The following is a 19359-nucleotide window of genomic DNA, read 5'->3' as shown; positions in this document are numbered from 1 at the left end:
CAATGATCGGATGAAATAATCAAATAAAAGGGGAAGAAGGTAATTGGAGATGGAAGAAAGAAGTAACCAGAAAAGAAAGTCGATTAAAGTAAAACTGCTGTTTGTGCCGCTGATCTGCGTGCTTGTAGGGGTCTTAATGATTGGGGCGATTTCGTCGTATCTGACCCGGGAGAGCTTACTGGCGGAGATGCGGGAAAATGGTTTTTCGTCATCCCAGCGTTTTGTCAGTCGGATCGAGGATAATACTGAAGCTGTTAAAACCATGAATGAAATGCTGGAGGCGCAGCTTCGCAGTGTCGGAAATATTATTTTTGCCAACCGTGATCGGGTCAACGACGAATACTTAACCCAGTTATCCCAGCAAACCGGGATTAATCCCATTTACCTCTATAATCCGGCAGGAACCATTTTTACGGCCGCCTATGGTGAATATCTGGGCTGGACTGTACCGGCAGATCATCCCATCCATGAGTTTATGGTCAGCGGGGCTCCGGAACTGATGGAAGAAATCCGGGCCGACAGCGAAACGGGAAACTTATTTAAGTATGGTTATGTGAGGAGCAATACCGGCGAATTTGTGCAGGCTGGGGTATCAGCCGATCGGGTGCTGGAACTGACCGAAAAATTCGGCTACCAGGCGTTGATTGATGAATTGGTAGCGGATGAAAACATTGTTTATGCCAGTTTTATTGATAAAGATTTAGTCGGGGTGGCAGACAGCAACAAAGACAATATAGGCAAAAGCTATCAGGATGATGAAGTTATAAAAACGGTCGCTCTTGATGGTGAAATGATTGCGCAGGAATTATTTAATGAAACGGAAAACGCCAATGTTTATAATGTGGTGTATCCGGTTGTCATCAATGGCGAACTCCAGGGGGCCTTGAACATCGGTTATTCCATGGCCAGTGTTCAAGCCGCCATCACCAAAAATATTCTGTTGATCGCCCTGGCGGGATTGTTTGTCTTTCTGGTCTTGGGATTTATTTTATACAAACTGTCGACGTCCATCACAAAACCGATTGCCAGTGTCAACCATATGATTAAAGAAATGGGTAAGGGGCATCTGGGGATTCGCCTGAATCTGGAATCCGAGGATGAAATTGGCGAAATGGCAATGGCCATGGATGAGTTTGCCGATGATCTTCAGAACGTTGTGATTGGCACCATGAACCAGATCTCAGCTGGGGATGTGTCGGCTGATCTGGAAGAAAAAGATGATCTGGATGAAATCACCCCAGCCCTGAAACAAACCATTAAGACGATTCGCGACTTGATCGTCGAGGCAACCCGATTGTCTCAGGCAGCCGTGGCGGGAAAACTGGAAACCAGAGGCAATGCCGAAGCATTTGCCGGGGGCTTTCGGGATATTGTAAAAGGGGTGAATGCCACCCTGGATGCGGTTGTGGGACCCTTAAACATTGCTGCTGAATATGTCAACCGTATTGGTCAGGGTGAAATTCCCGAAAAAATCAATAAAGCCTATCAGGGTGATTTTGATAAGCTGAAACAAAGCATCAACGCCTGCATTGAGGGACTGGGAGCACTTCAGGAGGGCAACCGGATCCTGGGATTGATGAGCCAGAATGATCTCAGTCAAAAAATTGAGAATCAGTACCTGGGGATTTATGGTGAGATCGGAAATGGCATTAATGCCGTTCATGATCAGCTGGTTCGAATTGTTGCGATTGCCAACCATATTGAGGCCGGTGAACTCAGTGACTTACAGCAACTAAAAGCCATCGGTAAACGAAGTGATAAGGATACCCTGATACCGAGTCTGATTGGAATGATGGAGAACATTGTTCTACTGGTGGCTGAAACTCAAAAAATGGCGGTCACTGCCGTTAAGGGAGATCTGAGTTTTAGAGGGGATCAGACAAAATTTAATGGGGAGTACGAAAAAGTCATTGCTGGCTTTAACCAGACCCTGGATGCCGTGATTCATCCCATCAACGAGGCCTCCGAAACGCTCAAAGAATTGGCAGCCGGAAATCTCAATACTCAAATGAGCGGCGATTATCAGGGAGACCATGCCATCATTAAAGAAGCGATGAATCAGACCATTGCGAATCTGAAACGTTATGTCGATGAGATTGCCATTACGCTGGCAGAAATGAGCCGGGGAAATCTGGATCAGGAGATCACCTCCACCTATTCCGGGGATTTTCTGGTGATTAAGGAAGCCCTAAATGGCATCAGTGCCAGCTTGAGTAGCACCATGTCCGATATCGATGTGGCTGCTGCCCAGGTGGAGATTGGCGCCCGACAGATTTCTGATGGTGGTCAGGCGCTGGCCCAGGGAACCACCGAGCAGGCCAGCTCGATCCAGGAACTGACTGCCTCCATCGAAGAAGTGGCTGGTGAAACCAAACAAAACGCCAGCCGGGCTAATGAGGCCAACGAGCTGGCGGTGCGAGTTCGTAAAAATGCCGAGGTGGGGAATGGACAGATGAGCAAAATGATCTCGGCTATGGGTGACATTGATGAATCATCAAACAATATTTCAAAAATCATCAAGGTTATTGATGATATTGCCTTCCAGACCAATATCCTGGCCTTGAATGCGGCCGTCGAAGCGGCCCGGGCCGGACAACATGGCAAAGGCTTTGCGGTTGTTGCCGAAGAAGTCAGAACTCTGGCGGCCCGCAGTGCCGAAGCTGCCAAGGAAACCACCGGACTGATTGAAGGTTCGATGGAACGGGTCGAGGTTGGGACAAGGATTGCTGATGAAACGGCGGAAAGCCTGCGAGAAATATTAAATGAAATTGAGAAGGTAACCGGCCTGGTGGGCAATATTGCCCAGGCGTCCAATGATCAGGCCTCAGAAATTGCCCAGATCACTCAGGGGATTGAACAGGTTTCTCAGGTGGTGCAAACCAATTCGGCAACAGCAGAAGAAAGTGCTGCCGCCAGTGAAGAATTAACCGGTCAGGCCGAAATGCTTAAGGCCATGGTTGGAGCCTTTAAGCTTAAGGAACAGTCCCAGCGCCCAAAAGAACGCACTACTGGTATCAATAACAGTACCAAAGTAGAATCGAATCAACCCCAGATTATACTGGATGCGATGGAAATGGATAAGTACTAAGCGGTAAAAATCAACATTGGTCTGTAATTAGCCTGCAAACTGTTATTGGGAATGGTTGCTTGACGATGTTAACCGAAATAGTTTAAAAATCAAAAAAACCGAGAGCCGCACGTAAAAGTGCGGTTCTCGGTTTTTTAGGTGGCATCAATATAAAGCGGAGACGAGCTTATAATTTAGCCAACAATTCCTGCTTTTTCTGATTGAACTCTTCCTCGCTGATAATGCCTTTTTCTTTTAAACCGGCCAGTTTTTCGATCATCACAATCGGGTCTTCGGCTGTCGGCTCGGTGGTTTCGGTTTGGCCTGGTTCAGTTGGGGCCTGCTCTGGGGCTGCTGCAGTGGCAGCGTCTGGCTTATGGGACTGATAAATCTGGATGACCCGCTCGGCTTCCCGGGCATAAAGGATGCTGATGGTTTCGATGGCATCAATGGTTTTGATCTCGGTGTCATTGGGGTTCATGCCCAGGGTCAGTGACAAGTCCAGAAAAGAAACCGTACTGGGCTGGGTGGTCAGTGACACGATCTGGTCGTAGGGAAAACTTTTTTTGGAACTTGATTCCCGATCATAAAGAACAATTTTTTGGCTGGTGCAGGTGATGAACTTTTTGGCAACCAGGCTACCCAGTCCCCAGGCAAAATAGACCAGCTTTTCCTCCGGTTCCAGAAAACCCGCAACAATTTCCCGGGTCGTGGGATCGAGCTTGGCAGTGATGAAGGCATCAATCTGATTGTCATCAATCACAAAATCGTTACTGCCCAGGCGCTTTAAGTATTCTGTAAGGGTGAGGATGTCGATGGTTTTAATTTCTTCCACTGGAGTGGTGATCAAGGTAATGCCGTTAACCAGCAGGGTGCAGTGGGCATCGCCCTGATTGATGGTGATGCAAAAGAGTTTTTCTTGGGGGATTGAGCCCACCGCAAAAAAGGACGGGTTTTCAGGGAAAAGAATTTTAAAATAAAGGTTACTGGTGGTCAGTAGCAGGGTTTGTCCCTTGCCATCTTTGAATTGAAACAGGAACTTTTCCTGAATGTTATAACCGGGGAAGGTTTTGGTTACATTCTTCAGGGCTTTTTCTTCATCGGGGTGGAGATTGATTTTTGTTGACACCGGACTGTTTACAGGCATTAACAGTTTCTCGCTAAAATTTTTGGTAAAGCTGAGTAGCGCATCATCATCGGCATTGATCAGGGGCTGGGCCGAAGTATCAGTCGAACTAATAAGTTGTTCCACCAGGGTATCGGTATAGCTTTTAATCCGTTGGTCCATTTCTGCTCTTAACCGTTCCTGTTCTTCTTTCTTAAGGGCTAAATCGGCTTGAATTGAATCAATACTTTCCTTGGCCAGATCGGTAACATCTTTAAATAGATCTTTTAATCCCATGAGTGATCTCCTTTTTCATTATAAAGAATTAATTTTATTTTACCCGTGAAGGAGTAAAATAGCAAATTAAAACAGCCGTCTGAATTTTTCTTAAGAAAAATTCAGACGGCTGATAAAGCCATTCAGTTAATGCTTTTTAGCCTTTTAAAATCGAAAGCGCTTCTTCGCGACCACAGTCCATCAGGTATGGAATTTTGGTGACCTTGGCACATTCTTCTGTTAAGGACATCAGTTCGTTGCGGGTGATGCTGTCGGTATTGAAGCATCGGGCCCCAGCCATTAACTGCTGTAAACCAACCCGGATTTTGTCAGAGTAGCTGTAGATCCCAATGGCGCCCAGAGGAATGTTCTTAATTTCTTTGGCCCCGACGATTTCTTTGACAGCTTCGTAGCAGACAAAAATTTCTTCTGCTGTGGAACCGAATTCGCTGACTGTTTTGGGCAGGTTGTTTTCTTTCATCCATTGCTCGATGTTTTTACCAACCATTCCCGGAATCATCAGTGCCCGGCCCATACAAACGGCTTTGACATAAGGCGCACCAAGTGCTAATGCTTTGAAAACACCGTCTTCACTGCTGAATCCGCCAGCAAAAGCGAGATCAGGAACGCGCTCGCCCTGAGCTTCCAGAATTTGAGCAAACTCAACGGCGGCTGAATGCAGGTAAATAGAAGGCATCCCCCATTCTTCCATCATTCGCCATGGGCTCATTCCGGTTCCGCCAGGAGCACCGTCAATGGTTAACAAATCGATTTTAGCTTTTGAAGACCATTTGATTGCCATCGCCAGTTCTCTTAAACCGTAAGCGCCGGTTTTTAAAGTAATTCGTTTATAACCTAAGGCTCTTAAACGCTCAACTTCGGCCATAAAGCTTTCTTCGCTGATAAAGCCCAGACGGCTGTGGCGTTCAAATTCGTGAATCGCGCCGTCATTAAAGGCGGCCTGAATCACGGGATCCATTGGATCAGGGGTGACAATGTAACCACGTCGCTGCAGCTCCATCGCGCGTTCGATCGTATTAACCTTGATTTCACCACCGATACATTTGGCACCCTGGCCCCATTTCAGCTCAATGGTTTCAATCTGGTGTTTGTTGATGATGTATTCTGCAACACCAAGACGGGTATCTTCGACGTTCATCTGGATCAGGATTTCACCCTTGCCATTGTGATATCGTTTGTAGGCTTCAATTCGGCGATCCATGTCGGGTGCTTCAATAACCATGTTGTTTTTATCAAGAACCAGACGTGGGTCAATCCCACAGACGTTTTCGCCACATACAATGGTTACGCCAGAAACGGCCGCACCCACAGCAAAATGATCCCAGTTTTTCCGGGCAATTTCAGTTGATCCCAAAGCACCGGTAAAGATTGGAACATTCATGGCCACTTTAGAGTCCCAACCATAGGCACATTCAGTGCTGACGTTGGGGAAGCGGGTATTGTCGGGTGTCCCCACTTCGCCGTTGGGTAAGCCTTTGGCACCCAGGGCATAACCCTGAATATTTAAATGAGAATAATCGACCGGATAATCCTTATCACCACCGGCGGTGACATCGCCGAAGGGACCTGGATAAATCAGCTCCCGGCCTCGGAAAGTGGCCTTGAAAACTTCGCAATTTCCGCGACAGCCGTCCACACAGCGTGAACAGAGTCCGGAGCATGGGACAACACTTTTAGATCGGTTGAAAGTACCTGTGGCATCATTGCCATTCGGTTGTTGAAGATTCATAAATTTTCCCCCTTGAAAATTAGTTTTATCTTTATCAGGCAGCAGGCATAACGTAACGGTTGTTCTCGCCATTGAAAACAACCCTATCCAGATGAACTGATAAAAAAACTTACTTTACCATTATAAATCAAACGGGAATAAAGTCAATAGAGTACACCTTATTACGAATGATAACGTGAACAATTGCGCTGATCTGCCAGTGACCTCTCAATGATTGGAATAAAAAACGAAAACGACGAGAAAATGATTTAAATATCGCTTTCTGTCGTTTTCGATTTGAATCAAATTTGAAGTATTAAATATAAACTTTTTCATCTATGATTTCGGTATTGAGGACAATGCTCAGGTTGCCATTACGGCAGCGTAATTTATCAATAAATTCTTTCTGATTGACATCGTCCTTCAGACAGATGCAATAGATGATTTCAAATAATGCGCCAAAATCGCTGGTTTTGACCCGTTGAATTTTATGACTGACGGTATAGTGTTTAAGAATGTCATCAAAACAATCCTGAAAGTCAATATCTTCAGGAATCGTGATTTTTAACTGCATGTTCTTGACCTTGGGTTTGCCATATTTGGTGATGTTTAGGATGACCATGACGGTACAGAGAATCACGGCAAAGATGGCGCCATAGAGGATATAGCCCATGCCACAGGCGAGGCCGACGGCCAGGGTAAAAAATACATAGGAAATATCAATAGGGTCGCCAGGGGCACTACGAAAGCGGATCAGGCTGAAGGCACCGGCCAGACTGAAGGCCCGGGCAACATTGTTGCCGACTAACAAAATGATAATGGCAATAATCATCGGTAGCATAATCAGGGTAACCACAAAACCAGGGGAATACCCGTCTTTGCCCCGGGTGCGGGTGTAGACAAAGCTGATAAACAAGCCCATGGCCAATGCTGCAAAAATAACGCTTAGAGCCGTTTGGATGGTCAGGGTTTCGGTCAGGGTAGTAGAAAAAAGTGATTCAATCATGTAAGTCTCCTTTTAGTTATTAACACAGGGTGTCAATTGATTGGTGGTATAAATGGGTAGCGGAATCAGCTTACCGATACTCTGTTTGCGATAATCCTTATAGGCTTTTCCGTATTTTGAAAAACTGCTGCTGTAAACATCAAGTTCGGTTAAAGCGTGAGTCAGCCAGAGGGGGATGGCTCCAAGGATCTTAATCTCCATCAAGTATTGATCGGCGGGGATGAGCAAATTGCCAAAATCACCTTTTTCCAGAGAGAGACAATGCTGGCGGCTTTTTAAGTTGTAGTCAAAGGTCACCCGGAGTTCGGGGTCGTTTTTTCCGACAAAGGCAATCCGTTCATAGCCGATGTAGGCTTTGGGGGTGACCGGATGATTTTTCAGGAAATACTCAATCTCCTCCAACACCAGTTGATTCATGGTGTTGATTTCCCGGGGGTATTGGAGCTTTGAAATAAAACGGGAAGCTTCGTTGAGACTGAGGGTAGCCCGCCGTTTATTAACAACCCCGCCGATTTTCTTTTTCAGCTCCAGAAAAACCTGATCTTCCGGGGAGTTGGGAATGGAATAACTTCTCAGACGGAGTTTTTCTTTGTAATAGGGCTTGGAAAGAGAGTGACGGATAATGTCGTAGTTATCGGTATCATAATAAATATTGTAAATGGAATAGCTGCCATTTTGGGATGTGTAGGCGTCGGGTTTCATCTGCGTCAGCAGAACTGGCATCAGCTGTTTGAGCTTAGTTTCATTCAATTGATATTTATTTTCATAGCGTTTAAATGTTTTGGTGATCATGGTATTACCTCCGTAACGTTTATAGTTATTTCTCTGCGTTATCGCTGCTTTTCTAAAGTATACGCCAGCAGTTTGTTAAGCGTTTGTTAACTTTGTGTTTTTTTTGTGAACGTTCTGAAAATAAAAAAAGACACACCAAAGGTGCATCTTCAAGGTTGTCGATATACTACCGTACCGACCAATTGTTAATCTGTTGTTCGCTGCGGAATCGGACAGGCGATGCCATGTCCGCTCCGATGCGTACAACATGATGTAACAATTGTCGGTACTGGGGGAGCTTCTTTCGGGATTAAATTTTAAGGGTAAACCAGAAAACCGAGCCTTCATTGAGTTTGGAGGTGACGCCGTAATCACCATGGTGCATATCCAGAATCGATTTGACGATCGACAGGCCCAGACCGGTGCCAGTGACTGCCCGTTTGTGGGTTTTATCGACTTTGTAATAGCGATCCCAAATATAGGGGAGGTCTTCTTCGGCGATCCCTTCGCCGGTATCACACACTTCAATCTTAACCCAGTCGGTTAGATCATCAGCCGGATTTGGGAAGATGGATTGGGTAACGGTAATTTTTTTATCCTCGCCGGTATAGTTGATGGCATTGGTCAGCAGGTTATAAAAGGCCTGGGAGATGCGGGTTTCATCGGCTACGAGATTGACCTCCTGGTCGGCGATAAATTCGATGGTATAGCCTTCCATTTCCATTAGTTTGTTCATCCGGTTTATCGAGTCGCCGAGGCTGGTAGTCAAGTTGTAAGGTGCAGGATGAATGCTGAGATTGCCGGTTTGCAGCTTGGAGATATCCATCACATCGTTAACCAGGGTGGTTAAGCGTTTAGTTTCATCGACGATAATCTGGGCATTTTCGGCATTGTTTTCATCCGGTAAATCGCGCATTGCTTCGGCATAGCCGCTGATTAGAGTGAGCGGGGTGCGCAGATCATGAGAGATATTGGCAATCAGCTCCTGACGCAGCAGTTCAACCTTGGAAAGCTCTCGGGCAGTGTAGTTGAGGGTATCCGAGAGTTCGGCAATTTCTTTATAGCCGGTACCTTTGAACCGGGTTGAATAATCGCCGGTAGCCAGCATTTTGGCACTGTTATTGATGGCTTCGATGGGCCGGGAAATTAATCTGGCGATTACCAGAGCCAGGATTACTGAGAACAGAATCATGAAACCGGTAATATAATATAATTGCACCCGTAGCGTATTTACTGTCGCATTTACCGGGGAAATCATTGAGTTCAGTACCAGGGTTAATTCCTGATTGTTATTGTCTATGATGGTTTTAGAATAAATAAGCGTATCCTTTTCTTTTTCTTTTTCCTCGGCTGGCGGTTTGGTCTGAACGTCAGAGTTTTCAGAAAGCGCCGGATCTGAATCGGGAGCCGCTTCCGGTAGGGTCTCTTTATTATAGCCATCGTGGTTGTAGTATTGAAACAATTCACCATTGTTGTCAGTCACTTGGGTATGCAGGACTTTTTCATCAAAGTCCGGTTTACTGTGGATAATACAGCCCTTGACAACATGAGAAGAATAGATTGTCTCTCCGGAAGAGGATAACACCTTGATGCAAATATCATTGTTTTCTGAAACCGTCGAAATGATGGTTTCTATATTTTCGTCATTAATGCTCTTTTCAATGGTGCTGGCAGTAGCCTTGATTTCATTGATTTTGATACCTTTGTAAAAACTATTCAAAAAAACAACCTGAAAAAACCACAGAAGCATCAGCAATACGCCGCAAAAGCCAAGCAGGAAGAGAAAGATTTTCCATTTGACGCTGATCTGAAGGGGGCTGTTTTTCTTTGGGGATGATGTCCTGGCTGTTTTCAATGGTCTAGCCTTCAAACCGGTAGCCCACGCCCCGGAGCGTGGTGATCAGGCTGGCATAGTCGCCAAGGCTTTTGCGGAGCAATTTAATGTGGGTATCGAGGGTTCGGTCATCCCCGTAAAAATCATAACCCCATACTTCGGTAATCAGTTTTTCCCGGGTCAGGGCAATGTTTTTGTTGCGGATCATATAAAAAATCAGGTCAAATTCCTTGGGCGACATGTCAATATTTTCGTTATCAATGAGGATTCTTCGGGCAGTAAAGTCAGCAGTCAGGCCGTCCTTCACAAAGATGTCGTGTTCCTGGGACTGGTCCCGGCCGGCTCGTTTCATAATGGCATCAATTCGCATCATCAATTCTTTCGGCGAAAAGGGCTTCACCACATAATCATCAATGCCCAGCTCAAAACCGTGAATTTTATCGTATTCTTCGCCCCGGGCTGACAGCATCAATACCGGAATGTTCTGGTTTTTTCGAATTTCTTTGACAGCCGAAAAACCATCCAGTTCCGGCATCATAATATCCATAATAATAATGTCAAAGGTTTCTTTGCGGCACAGCTCCACCGCTTCCATGCCGTTGGCGGCCTCCACGGCCGTATGACCTTCGAAAATGGCATATTTTTTAATCAGTGCTCTGATTTTTTCTTCATCATCGGTTATTAATATCTTATACATCCTCTTCACCTCTTTTGCTCATTATAATATAAACAGAATAATATTGCTAAGTGTTTATTACGTGAACGGGCGCTGATTAATGGCTGAAAAATTTTCCTTGTGTGACATTATCACAGATACAAATTGGGAAAGAAGGTAAACTAGTCATAGCAAGAAGCGTTAAAATTTACACCAATAAATTATGCAAGGAAGGTATTATTATGTTAAACTTATTATTAAGAAAATCAGAATCACGGCATTCAGTTAAGAAAATATCCCCGGATGAAGCGAAGCAACAATTGGAGACCAATCAAGCAATTGTGCTGCTCGATGTCAGAGAAGCAGCTGAATATGCCAATGCGCATATTCCCGGCAGCATTAATCTGCCATTAAGTCAGGTTCAGCGGGTGGAAGAAATCATACCGGAAAAAAACACCACCGTCTTTGTTTATTGTTTAAGCGGTGGCAGATCCCAGGGGGCAGCCAGCCAGATGGTCAAAATGGGGTATCAGAACGTCTATAATCTGGGTGGCATCAATGGTTGGCGATATGAAACCGTCAGTGGAAGCCACTAAATAAAAACTTAAATGAGGTGGGTATGGGAGAACAAAAGATTAAGGCATTAACCAGGAAAGTATTTCTTAAACTGTCGCCACCGGGGAATGGCGACATTATCGGTGATCAGGAACGGATTCTTAGCGCATTGACCCAGGAATTTGGGACAGTGCGTTTTTCCCGTGGCCTGCTCAAAAAAGTATATCCGCTCTGCCGGGAGGCCAATTGGGAAATCACCCTGACCCTGGTAAATAACGGGATAAGCTGGGAGCTGATACAACTGGAAGCTGGTGATCAGTGTGAACGGCATTTTGGGTTAGCAGTTGATCTGGGCAGCACCTCGGTCGCTATGAAATTGGTTGATTTGAATACCGGCAAGGTATTGGGCGAGGAGAGCAGCTTAAACCATCAGATCCAGTATGGTGATGATATTCTCAGTCGGATCTTTTATGCCAAGAATAAACCCGATCATCTCATCGCCGTCCAGCAGGCAACCGTCAATACCTTTAATGAACTGTTACAGCGGCTGGAAACAACCACTGGGATCACGGCTCAGGAATCCTTTATCATGGTTGTTTCCGGCAATACCACAATGATTCACTTTTTGTTGGGGATTGATCCCTGGCCGATTTTTGAGTATCCCTTTGCACCGGTGTTTAACCATACCGGGTATCTGGAGGCCCGGGAGCTGGGTATTAACGCCGGTGGTTATCTGTATTGTATGCCCTCGGTGGCTAACTATTTAGGTGGCGATACCGTCAGCGGCTTGCTGGTGGCTGGACTGCACGAGAAGGAAGAATTGGGTCTGTTTATTGATATTGGCACCAACGGCGAAATGGTGCTGGGAAATCGGCATTTTCTGGTAGCTGGCGCTGGGGCCGCCGGACCGGCACTGGAGGGCGGCATCAGCAAAAATGGCATGAAGGCCACCGCCGGTGCGGTGGATTCGGTTGTGATTGCCGAGAATGAGCTTGTTCTGACGACCATCGGCGGACACCGGCCGCTGGGCATTTGCGGATCAGGGATTGTTGATTTGATTGCCCAAATGCTGTTAAATGGCTGGATCGATTTTTCCGGCCGCTTTAATCCCGAAAAATCCCGGCGGATTGTCAGCCGTGATGGAGAATTCGGGGTGCTCTACGCCAGTCAGGATGAATCCGGAAATGGTCAAGAACTGCTGTTTACCCAACGGGATATGAGTCAGTTTATTGACACCAAGGCTGCCGCCAGCACGATGGTTGCTTATTTGCTGGAACGACTGGGGGTGGCGCCGATGGATGTTGAACGATTGTATGTGTCGGGTGCTTTTGGAACCTATATCAATCTGGAATCGGCCATTACCATCGGTCTTTACCCGGATTTACCCCGGGAACGCTTTGTGTTTTTGGGGAACAGTTCCCTGGAGGGCGCTTATGCTCTGTTGATCAATGGGGAAAAAATGGATGCTGTTGCGAGGCTCCAGGAACGGATCGAGTATCTGGAATTTGGTGCCGCCACCGACTTTATCTCCCGGATGTACGCCTCCCGTTTTTTACCGCATACTGATTTTGATCTCTATCCCACTGTTAAAGCGGCCCTGAGAAAACAGGGGCGCCTGCGATAATCTTAAAAAAACAGGCCGTCCGGTAATGGAAAGCATCCATTGCCGGGCGGCCTTTATTGGTCGAAAATTATTTTTGTTCAATTTCGGGCAGACTGTCGAAGCCTTTCTGGAGATCTTCATCGGTGGGGACGTAGTCGGTCATGTTACCGGCATTATAGTTCATGTAAGCGGTCATATCAAAGTAGCCGGTTCCCGTTAAACCAAAGACAATAACTTTCTTTTCGCCGGAGGCCTTGCAGGCCAGGGCTTCATCAATTGCTGCTTTAATGGCATGTGAGGATTCCGGGGCGGGCAGAATCCCCTCAACCCGGGCAAACTGGGTGGCCGCTTCAAAGACTTCATTCTGGGTATAGGCTTTAGCCCGGATATAGCCGTCGTGGTAAAGCTTGGAAATAATCGGGCTCATGCCATGGTAGCGCAGCCCGCCAGCATGATTGGGAGATGGCATGAAGCCGCTGCCCAGGGTGTACATCCGAATCAGCGGGGTGGTTTTCCCGGTGTCGCCAAAATCCAGGGCATAACGGCCCCGGGTTAATGAGGGGCAGGAAGCTGGCTCAACGGCAACAAAATCAATGTCATTTTTGCCTTCAATTTTGTCAGCCATAAATGGCGCAATCAGTCCCAGTAAATTGGAACCGCCACCGGCACAGCCGATGATAATATCCGGTTTAATGTCATATTTGTCACAGGCAGCCTTGGTTTCTAAACCGATAATCGACTGGTGCAGACCGACATGGTTTAAGACACTGCCCAACACATACTTGCAGTTGTCGGTGGTGACGGCTACCTCAATGGCTTCGCTGATGGCACAGCCCAGCGATCCGTTGGTGTCCGGGGTTTCTGCCAGAATTTTTCGTCCGGCGTTCGTGGTATCAGAAGGCGAAGCAATGACCTTGGCCCCATAGGTTTCCATGACGGCCCGACGATGGGGTTTCTGTTCGGCGGAAACCTTAACCATATAGACGGACAGATCCAGATTAAAGTAGGCACAGGCCATCGAAAGCGCCGTCCCCCACTGGCCAGCACCGGTTTCAGTGGTTAAGGAGGTGAGTCCCTGCTTTTTGGCATAATAGGCCTGAGCGGCGGCGGAGTTTAACTTATGCGATCCGGAGGTATTGGTGCCCTCATATTTATAGTAGATTTCAGCTGGGGTATCCAATTCTTTTTCCAGACAATAAGCCCGAACCAGCGGTGAAGGCCGGTACATTTTGTAGAAATCACGGATTTCTTCGGGGATTTCAATGTAGGCATCAGTGGTGTTGAGTTCCTGATCAACCAGTTCTTCACAGAAGACCGGCAGCAGTTCGTCTTTGGTGCAGTACTCACCGGTACCGGGATTGACAAAAGGCTCCGGCAGTTCTTTCATTTTGGCCCGAAGATTGAACCAGTATTTGGGCATCTCATCTTCACTTAAATAAATCTTATAAGGTATCTTTTCCATGGTATTTTCCTTTCTTACTGCGATTAACTCATTACAGACAGGGGGTCTGTAAATACAAAAAACTCGTCCTCTACTAAACGTAAAGGACGAGTATAACGACTCGTGGTGCCACCTTTTTTCGCAGGATCAAACCTGCCTCTGCAGAATACCAACATATTCCTCAACACTGACGTAGTTGTCACGTCATGGAATACTCGGCCTAAGCCTTTGACCATGCCCTCAGCGGTCCATTTGAAGGATTGCGTTCTGCAAGGCTCTCAGCTTACCTCGCTCTCTGTAAGGGCATTTTCCAACGTTATCTCCGCATCAACGGTTTATATTAATTTAATTAGATATATTCTAAATGAAAAATTAAGAAAAGTCAATCAGTAAATTCTAATCTTGACAATTATTCGGAAATGAAGTACAATCAATTTGTAAAGAAATTGTAACGAAACGGAGTTTCAATCTGTCGATTGAAATGGATAGGGAGGTTTTATGATAGAAAAAGCGAATAAAAGCCCGCATAAAAGAAAAAAGTCAATCTTAAAAATCGGAATGGCCAGCGTGATCATCACCTGTGTGGTGGGAACGGCCAGTTCCTTTGTTTTTGCCAAGGAGATCAAGGTAACCGTTGATGACCAGGAACGCGTGCTCAGCGGTGGAATGTTCCAGAATGTCGGGGAAGTGCTGGAGGATAACGGCATTGAATTGGGTGATCAATATACGGTCAATGTGGATACCAACTCGGTGCTGTTTACCGTTGACACGGTCGAAGTGAAGAGTAAAGCCAGCGGTGAATTGTCATTTGATGGAAAAACCATTATTTATCAGTCTGAAGCAAAAACTGTCGGTGATTTACTTAGAGAGTATCATATTGAACTGGGCGACCTGGATCGGGTGGTCCCGGGACAATCAACCGCCTTGGAAAATGTTGAAGAAGTTAAGGTCATCCGAGTTCAGGTAGATGAGTTGCCGAGTCGACAGGTCATTGCCTATACGATCCAGAACAAAGATAATCCAGAAATGGAAGTAGGTAAAACAAAGGTGGTTCAGGTTGGTGTTAATGGCGAATCGAGCCAGGTTGAGCGGGTTCTTTACGAAAACGGGGTGGAAGTCAAACGGGAAGTGATTTACGATGAAATTGTCACAGCGCCGATTCCCGAAATTGTCGAAATAGGGACAAAGGCAGCTGCGGCAACTCCCGCTCCAGTGGTGGAAACGCCAGCCGTGGTGGAAACCCCAGTAGTGGAAACACCGGTGACGCCAGCGCCAGTAACACCGGCACCAGCGGTTCAGACGCCAGCGGCGACACCGTCAACCGCCACGAATACCATTCCTGAAGGGGCGGTAAAAATGACGATCCAGTGTACGGCTTATACGGCAACCGGAAATGCCACGGCATCAGGCGTGATGCCAACAGCTAATCATACCGTAGCAGCCTGGAGTGGTCTGCCTTTCGGAACCAAGATCTATATCCCGGCCATGGGCACTACCTATACAGTGGAAGACCGGGGTGGTGCAGTTACCGAAGGAATCGTTGATATTTATATGGATTCCTATGATGCCTGTATTCAGTTTGGTCGTCAGAATCTGGAAGCCTATATCGTTTATTAAATAAAAAAGGATGTGCCGTGGCACATCCCTTTTTTGTTTCATCATTTTGGGGAATTAAAAAAGCAGAAGCCGATCACACGGTTTCTGCTTTATTTTTTTAGATGTCTGAGAACCTGGGCACGGTAGTCAAAGGGATTTGCGATATCCCGGGTGTAGGGAATCGAAGCGATGTTGAGCGTCACTTCAGGTTCAATGCTTTCATAATCCAAAATCAGGGTATTAAAAGCATCGGTGATTTCCTGATTGATCAGCAATTGATTTTTGACCGATGTGTTTTCCATCAGAATGCTGAAAACACTGCCATCAAGGATATAAATCAGGTGCGTGCTGTAGCAATGGGTTTTGATGATCTTTAAGGTTTTATAGAGAATTTCATCCCAAAGTCTTGGGCCATTCATGGTTTTGAGTTCATCCAGATGGCGAATCGTGATCATTTCCAGAGTCAGGATGGTTTCGCCCCGGGAAGCCCGTTCCATGGCATATTTCAGATCCTTGTAATAAGCTTTTTCAATGGTCAGTCCGGGACTTTCTTCCAGATTATCATAGGAAGCAAGCTGCTGTTCGAGATTTTTTTAAAACGGAACAATTCTCGTATCTTTCGGATTAACAAGGCACTGCTCAATAATACCATCGGGATTACAAGCAGCCAACCAATCTGATAGAATTCAAAAGGAATCTCCAGGTAGAAAACCGAAATTAGTGACAGAACCACATAACTGCAAAGGAGTAGAATCATAAAAAAGATACTGGCTCCATACGGCATGGCGATGGTAAAGATCAGACAGGTGAACAAAATAAATACGACACAATAATCAATGAAAGTAAACTCGGAAGCGGTGAAAATCAGAAAAGTACCAAAAACCATTAATCCCATAAAGAAAAAAACAAGCGGCGGAACCATGTCGGTTAGGCTGGGCTTTTTGAGGGGGGATTGGTTTGCTTTTTTTTCAGGTTTAATCTTTTTTTCTTTGCTCGTTTTCGCTTGAGTCGTTTCAGTTTTCTTGGGAAGGGGTGGCGGTTTTTTATGAGCTGGCGTTTCGGTTGCTAAAACGGGTTGTTCCGGAGCAATTGGTTGGGTAAATTCCGGTTCGGGCGTCTGGGTAGGGATTTGGGCATCCAAAACAGATCCAGCAGGAGGTGATGCATGCTCAGTTTCCGAAAATCTGGCATTGAGAATGGCATCGACAGTATTTGGCTGCGGTAGCTCGGTTGTGGTTGGCTCCACGGATGCCTTGGGGATCGCAGTTGTCCGTTCCGATTCGAAAGCGTATGGTGTGGTGCGACCCAGTATTTTTGACAGGGTGGGCAGTTCGTCATCATCCTCGATTTCCCCAATGGGTGTCGAAAAGCCACCCATTGGTTTAGGGGGGGGGATGGATTCGTAAGGTGTTCACCATCAAAGGCCAGTCTGTTGGTACGTGTTTCAAAAGGACGGGAATTGAGTACGGCCTGATCGAGAGCGTCATCATCTGAAATATCCACCCCGGAAAGAAAATGTTCTCCGGGGTGGTAGGGATTCTGGATGGATGCTTCAAAAACATCGGAGCTGACTTCACGGGAAATGAAACCGTCATCAGTCAGCGAAGCAAGCTTCGCATCAATTCGTATTTCACATTCCTGAATGGTGGCATCCAGAAGCTGTTTTTTTTCGAGAATAATATCCAATTTGTTGGGTTGGATTTTGTCATTATTCATAAGTATCCATCGCTTTCGCTAATAATTTCAATGCAATATTTTTTGGTTATTGACTTTATCACCATAATCGTGGATGATAAAGGAGCTTTTAGAGGAGGGCGAATCATTACAATAAATTTGAAATAGTCCTCTACAACTACACATTATAGCAAAGATTTTACTTACATTAAAGGGAAAATCGAAAAAAGCCAGTAAATACAAAAAAATATTTTTTATCAACAGTGATTGACCAGTTTAATTCTCAAGCTGAAAGTTGAAAACCGCTATTTATTGGGATTTTGATCAGGGGATGAGTTGTTTCAACTTTTAGCTGTGTATATGTGGATAAGTTTCAAAAAAACAATCAACAAACGGATTGTAAAATGATGGGTCAAAAAAATCCCGCAATTTAGGGAGTTACAGGGAAAAGGTGGGAAAATTTCAAAAGTTATCCACAAACAGTGGATATAATTGGCGGAATTGTGGATAAACTTGTTGATTACCCCGCCAAATACTGAAATGACGACGATTAGGAGGAGTTAATTGTGGATAACTTTTTAAAAAAAGGGGAACGAATCGAAGACTTAGGATTAAATAATTTGAAAATAATCCAAAATCCTGAATTTTTTTGTTTTGGAATGGATGCGGTTTTATTATCCTGGTTCGTTTCGCGTCGGATAAAAGGATCTCCTCATATCATCGATCTGGGATCTGGTACGGGGATTATTCCTTTGTTGCTTTATGGCAAAACCAGAGCGGCTTCGATCACCGGTCTGGAAATACAAGAACCGCTGGTAGAAATGGCCAGGCGGAGTATGGCACTTAATGATTTATCAGAGCAGATCCAGATTATCCAAGGCGATATTAAAGCGCCAGATGATAAGATACTACCAAACACGTATGATGTCGTGGTGAGTAATCCGCCTTATATGCGGGCCAAGGATGGACTCAAGAACAATTGCGAAACAAAAACAATTTCCCGACATGAAATTCTATGCAGCATCGAAGATATTCTCATTTTCAGTAAACGCATGTTAAAAGATCGGGGGCGTCTGTTTCTGGTTCACCGGCCGGAACGGTTAGGCGACATTATTTCATTGATGCGACTCTATAAAATCGAGGTCAAGCAGCTGCAATTTGTATATCCTTCAATAAAAAAAGAGGCGAATCTGGTTTTGATTGAGGGGCGAAAAAGTGGGAAGCCAGGGTTAAAAACCGATGCCCCCCTGATTGTTTATCAGCAAGATGGTGCATATACCCAGGAAATTTATGATATATATGGGATGAAAAAGCCGGAATAGTCAAACGATTTAATTTCGGTAGCGGTGGGAATAGACCAGTGCTCATGACTTTTGACACCCAGAAAAAAAGCGGGAGGAATCGATGGCATTTACATATTTTTTTAGAGATTTACATACCCTGGAGCTGATCTGCAACCATGCTATCCCGGAACTTTGGTCGAAGCCGACGATTAAGATCTGGGATGCCGGTTGCGCTATGGGGCCAGAGCCTTACACCCTGGCGATGTTGCTGCGGGAGCGGTTGGATCAGGGTGGTTTTGAAAGAGTGAAGATCCAAGCAACCGATATTGATGGCAGTGACCTGTTTGATCAGATTATTTGTCAGGCTGAGTATCCCCGGGAGCAGGTGCAGCGGATCCCCGCTGAAATTTTTGAAAAATATTTTATCAAGGTCGATAACCGGGATTTTTATCGGCTCAACGATGAGATCCGGGGGGCGGTAAGTTTTCAGAAGCATAACCTGTTGACCCTGAGAAGCATTGGCAATGATTTTGACCTGATCGTTTGCAAAAATGTTCTGCTGCACTTTAATGAACAGGAACGCATTGATGTGCTACGGATGTTTCATGATTCGCTGATGGATGGGGGCTATCTGGCCATGGAGCAAACGCAAAAGTTGCCAGCCGAATTAGCCGATCAGTTTGAAGCGGTGGTCTCAAATGCCCAAATTTATCAGAAACGCTGCCAATAAAAAAGGTGTCCAGAATTAAGATCCGGACACCTTC

Annotated in this window: 15 protein-coding genes; 6 read left to right on the top strand and 9 right to left on the bottom strand. The window is 45.7% G+C overall.

Going from position 1 to position 19359, the window contains the following annotated elements; translation table 11 throughout:
• The first annotated feature begins 49 nt into the window (after window positions 1-49).
• Window positions 50-3088: a methyl-accepting chemotaxis protein gene (locus CHL1_RS15005; protein WP_250933715.1), complete on the top strand. Its 3039-nt coding sequence runs from the start codon at window positions 50-52 to the stop codon at window positions 3086-3088.
• 166 nt (window positions 3089-3254) lie between these two features.
• Here CHL1_RS15005 and CHL1_RS15000 read toward each other — a convergent pair whose 3' ends face one another.
• The 6 genes from CHL1_RS15000 to CHL1_RS14975 all read right to left on the bottom strand — a co-directional run bounded on the left by CHL1_RS15000 (window position 3255) and on the right by CHL1_RS14975 (window position 10485).
• Window positions 3255-4469: an SHOCT domain-containing protein gene (locus tag CHL1_RS15000; RefSeq protein ID WP_250933713.1), complete on the bottom strand. Its 1215-nt coding sequence runs from the start codon at window positions 4467-4469 to the stop codon at window positions 3255-3257.
• A gap of 136 nt (window positions 4470-4605) precedes the next feature.
• Window positions 4606-6198, bottom strand: coding sequence for an FMN-binding glutamate synthase family protein (locus CHL1_RS14995; protein ID WP_250933712.1), 1593 nt, complete (start codon window positions 6196-6198; stop codon window positions 4606-4608).
• 295 nt (window positions 6199-6493) lie between these two features.
• Complete coding sequence (locus tag CHL1_RS14990) at window positions 6494-7183, bottom strand: DUF4956 domain-containing protein (RefSeq protein ID WP_070370233.1); 690 nt, start codon at window positions 7181-7183, stop codon at window positions 6494-6496.
• A 12-nt stretch (window positions 7184-7195) separates the two neighbouring features.
• Entirely contained in the window at window positions 7196-7975 is a 780-nt protein-coding gene (locus CHL1_RS14985) for a polyphosphate polymerase domain-containing protein (RefSeq protein WP_148638371.1), read from the bottom strand.
• A 289-nt stretch (window positions 7976-8264) separates the two neighbouring features.
• Window positions 8265-9674 carry a sensor histidine kinase gene (locus tag CHL1_RS14980; RefSeq protein ID WP_250933710.1) on the bottom strand — a complete coding sequence of 470 codons (1410 nt, stop codon included), beginning with the start codon at window positions 9672-9674 and terminating at the stop codon, window positions 8265-8267.
• Window positions 9675-9813: 139 nt separating this feature from the next.
• Window positions 9814-10485 (bottom strand): response regulator transcription factor, encoded by a 672-nt coding sequence (locus CHL1_RS14975; protein ID WP_070370230.1) that lies wholly within the window; start codon window positions 10483-10485, stop codon window positions 9814-9816.
• A gap of 200 nt (window positions 10486-10685) precedes the next feature.
• Here CHL1_RS14975 and CHL1_RS14970 point away from each other — a divergent pair, with 200 nt between their 5' ends.
• Both CHL1_RS14970 and CHL1_RS14965 read left to right on the top strand, forming a co-directional pair.
• Window positions 10686-11039, top strand: a complete 354-nt coding sequence (locus tag CHL1_RS14970) for a rhodanese-like domain-containing protein (RefSeq protein ID WP_228878313.1) — start codon at window positions 10686-10688, stop codon at window positions 11037-11039.
• 23 nt (window positions 11040-11062) lie between these two features.
• Complete coding sequence (locus tag CHL1_RS14965) at window positions 11063-12622, top strand: ASKHA domain-containing protein (protein ID WP_250933708.1); 1560 nt, start codon at window positions 11063-11065, stop codon at window positions 12620-12622.
• Between the two features lie 67 nt (window positions 12623-12689).
• On the opposite strand, the gene CHL1_RS14960 is transcribed toward CHL1_RS14965, so the two are convergent.
• Window positions 12690-14063: a TrpB-like pyridoxal phosphate-dependent enzyme gene (locus CHL1_RS14960; RefSeq protein WP_250933706.1), complete on the bottom strand. Its 1374-nt coding sequence runs from the start codon at window positions 14061-14063 to the stop codon at window positions 12690-12692.
• 477 nt (window positions 14064-14540) lie between these two features.
• Between CHL1_RS14960 and CHL1_RS14955 the strand changes: the two genes are divergently transcribed.
• Window positions 14541-15659, top strand: a complete 1119-nt coding sequence (locus tag CHL1_RS14955) for a G5 domain-containing protein (protein WP_250933704.1) — start codon at window positions 14541-14543, stop codon at window positions 15657-15659.
• 89 nt (window positions 15660-15748) lie between these two features.
• Here the strand turns inward: CHL1_RS14955 and CHL1_RS14950 are convergent, their stop codons facing one another.
• Both CHL1_RS14950 and CHL1_RS14945 read right to left on the bottom strand, forming a co-directional pair.
• Window positions 15749-16147, bottom strand: coding sequence for a hypothetical protein (locus CHL1_RS14950; protein ID WP_276520500.1), 399 nt, complete (start codon window positions 16145-16147; stop codon window positions 15749-15751).
• A gap of 26 nt (window positions 16148-16173) precedes the next feature.
• Entirely contained in the window at window positions 16174-17016 is an 843-nt protein-coding gene (locus CHL1_RS14945) for a hypothetical protein (protein ID WP_250933700.1), read from the bottom strand.
• An 862-nt stretch (window positions 17017-17878) separates the two neighbouring features.
• Here CHL1_RS14945 and CHL1_RS14940 point away from each other — a divergent pair.
• Together CHL1_RS14940 and CHL1_RS14935 are read left to right on the top strand one after the other, a co-directional pair.
• A complete protein-coding gene (locus CHL1_RS14940) occupies window positions 17879-18634 on the top strand; it encodes a tRNA1(Val) (adenine(37)-N6)-methyltransferase (protein ID WP_070370225.1) in 756 nt (251 codons plus the stop codon).
• Between the two features lie 82 nt (window positions 18635-18716).
• Window positions 18717-19325: a CheR family methyltransferase gene (locus CHL1_RS14935; protein ID WP_250933699.1), complete on the top strand. Its 609-nt coding sequence runs from the start codon at window positions 18717-18719 to the stop codon at window positions 19323-19325.
• Window positions 19326-19359 lie beyond the last annotated feature (34 nt).

Source organism: Acetobacterium wieringae (assembly GCF_023700225.1).
GTDB classification, from domain to species: Bacteria; Bacillota; Clostridia; order Eubacteriales; family Eubacteriaceae; genus Acetobacterium; species Acetobacterium wieringae.
Note: the sequence above shows the minus strand (reverse complement) of the source record. Positions and strands in the feature narration are given on the sequence as shown.

What these genes read in the sequence shown, in the direction of transcription:
- CHL1_RS14945 (WP_250933700.1), bottom strand. Translation starts at nt 17,016, where the DNA reads ATGGGTGGCTTTTCGACACCCATTGGGGAAATCGAGGATGATGACGAA.
- CHL1_RS14990 (WP_070370233.1), bottom strand. Translation starts at nt 7,183, where the DNA reads ATGATTGAATCACTTTTTTCTACTACCCTGACCGAAACCCTGACCATC.
- CHL1_RS14965 (WP_250933708.1), top strand. Translation starts at nt 11,063, where the DNA reads ATGGGAGAACAAAAGATTAAGGCATTAACCAGGAAAGTATTTCTTAAA.
- CHL1_RS14960 (WP_250933706.1), bottom strand. Translation starts at nt 14,063, where the DNA reads ATGGAAAAGATACCTTATAAGATTTATTTAAGTGAAGATGAGATGCCC.
- CHL1_RS14935 (WP_250933699.1), top strand. Translation starts at nt 18,717, where the DNA reads ATGGCATTTACATATTTTTTTAGAGATTTACATACCCTGGAGCTGATC.
- CHL1_RS14995 (WP_250933712.1), bottom strand. Translation starts at nt 6,198, where the DNA reads ATGAATCTTCAACAACCGAATGGCAATGATGCCACAGGTACTTTCAAC.
- CHL1_RS14955 (WP_250933704.1), top strand. Translation starts at nt 14,541, where the DNA reads ATGATAGAAAAAGCGAATAAAAGCCCGCATAAAAGAAAAAAGTCAATC.
- CHL1_RS14985 (WP_148638371.1), bottom strand. Translation starts at nt 7,975, where the DNA reads ATGATCACCAAAACATTTAAACGCTATGAAAATAAATATCAATTGAAT.
- CHL1_RS14970 (WP_228878313.1), top strand. Translation starts at nt 10,686, where the DNA reads ATGTTAAACTTATTATTAAGAAAATCAGAATCACGGCATTCAGTTAAG.
- CHL1_RS15000 (WP_250933713.1), bottom strand. Translation starts at nt 4,469, where the DNA reads ATGGGATTAAAAGATCTATTTAAAGATGTTACCGATCTGGCCAAGGAA.
- CHL1_RS15005 (WP_250933715.1), top strand. Translation starts at nt 50, where the DNA reads ATGGAAGAAAGAAGTAACCAGAAAAGAAAGTCGATTAAAGTAAAACTG.
- CHL1_RS14975 (WP_070370230.1), bottom strand. Translation starts at nt 10,485, where the DNA reads ATGTATAAGATATTAATAACCGATGATGAAGAAAAAATCAGAGCACTG.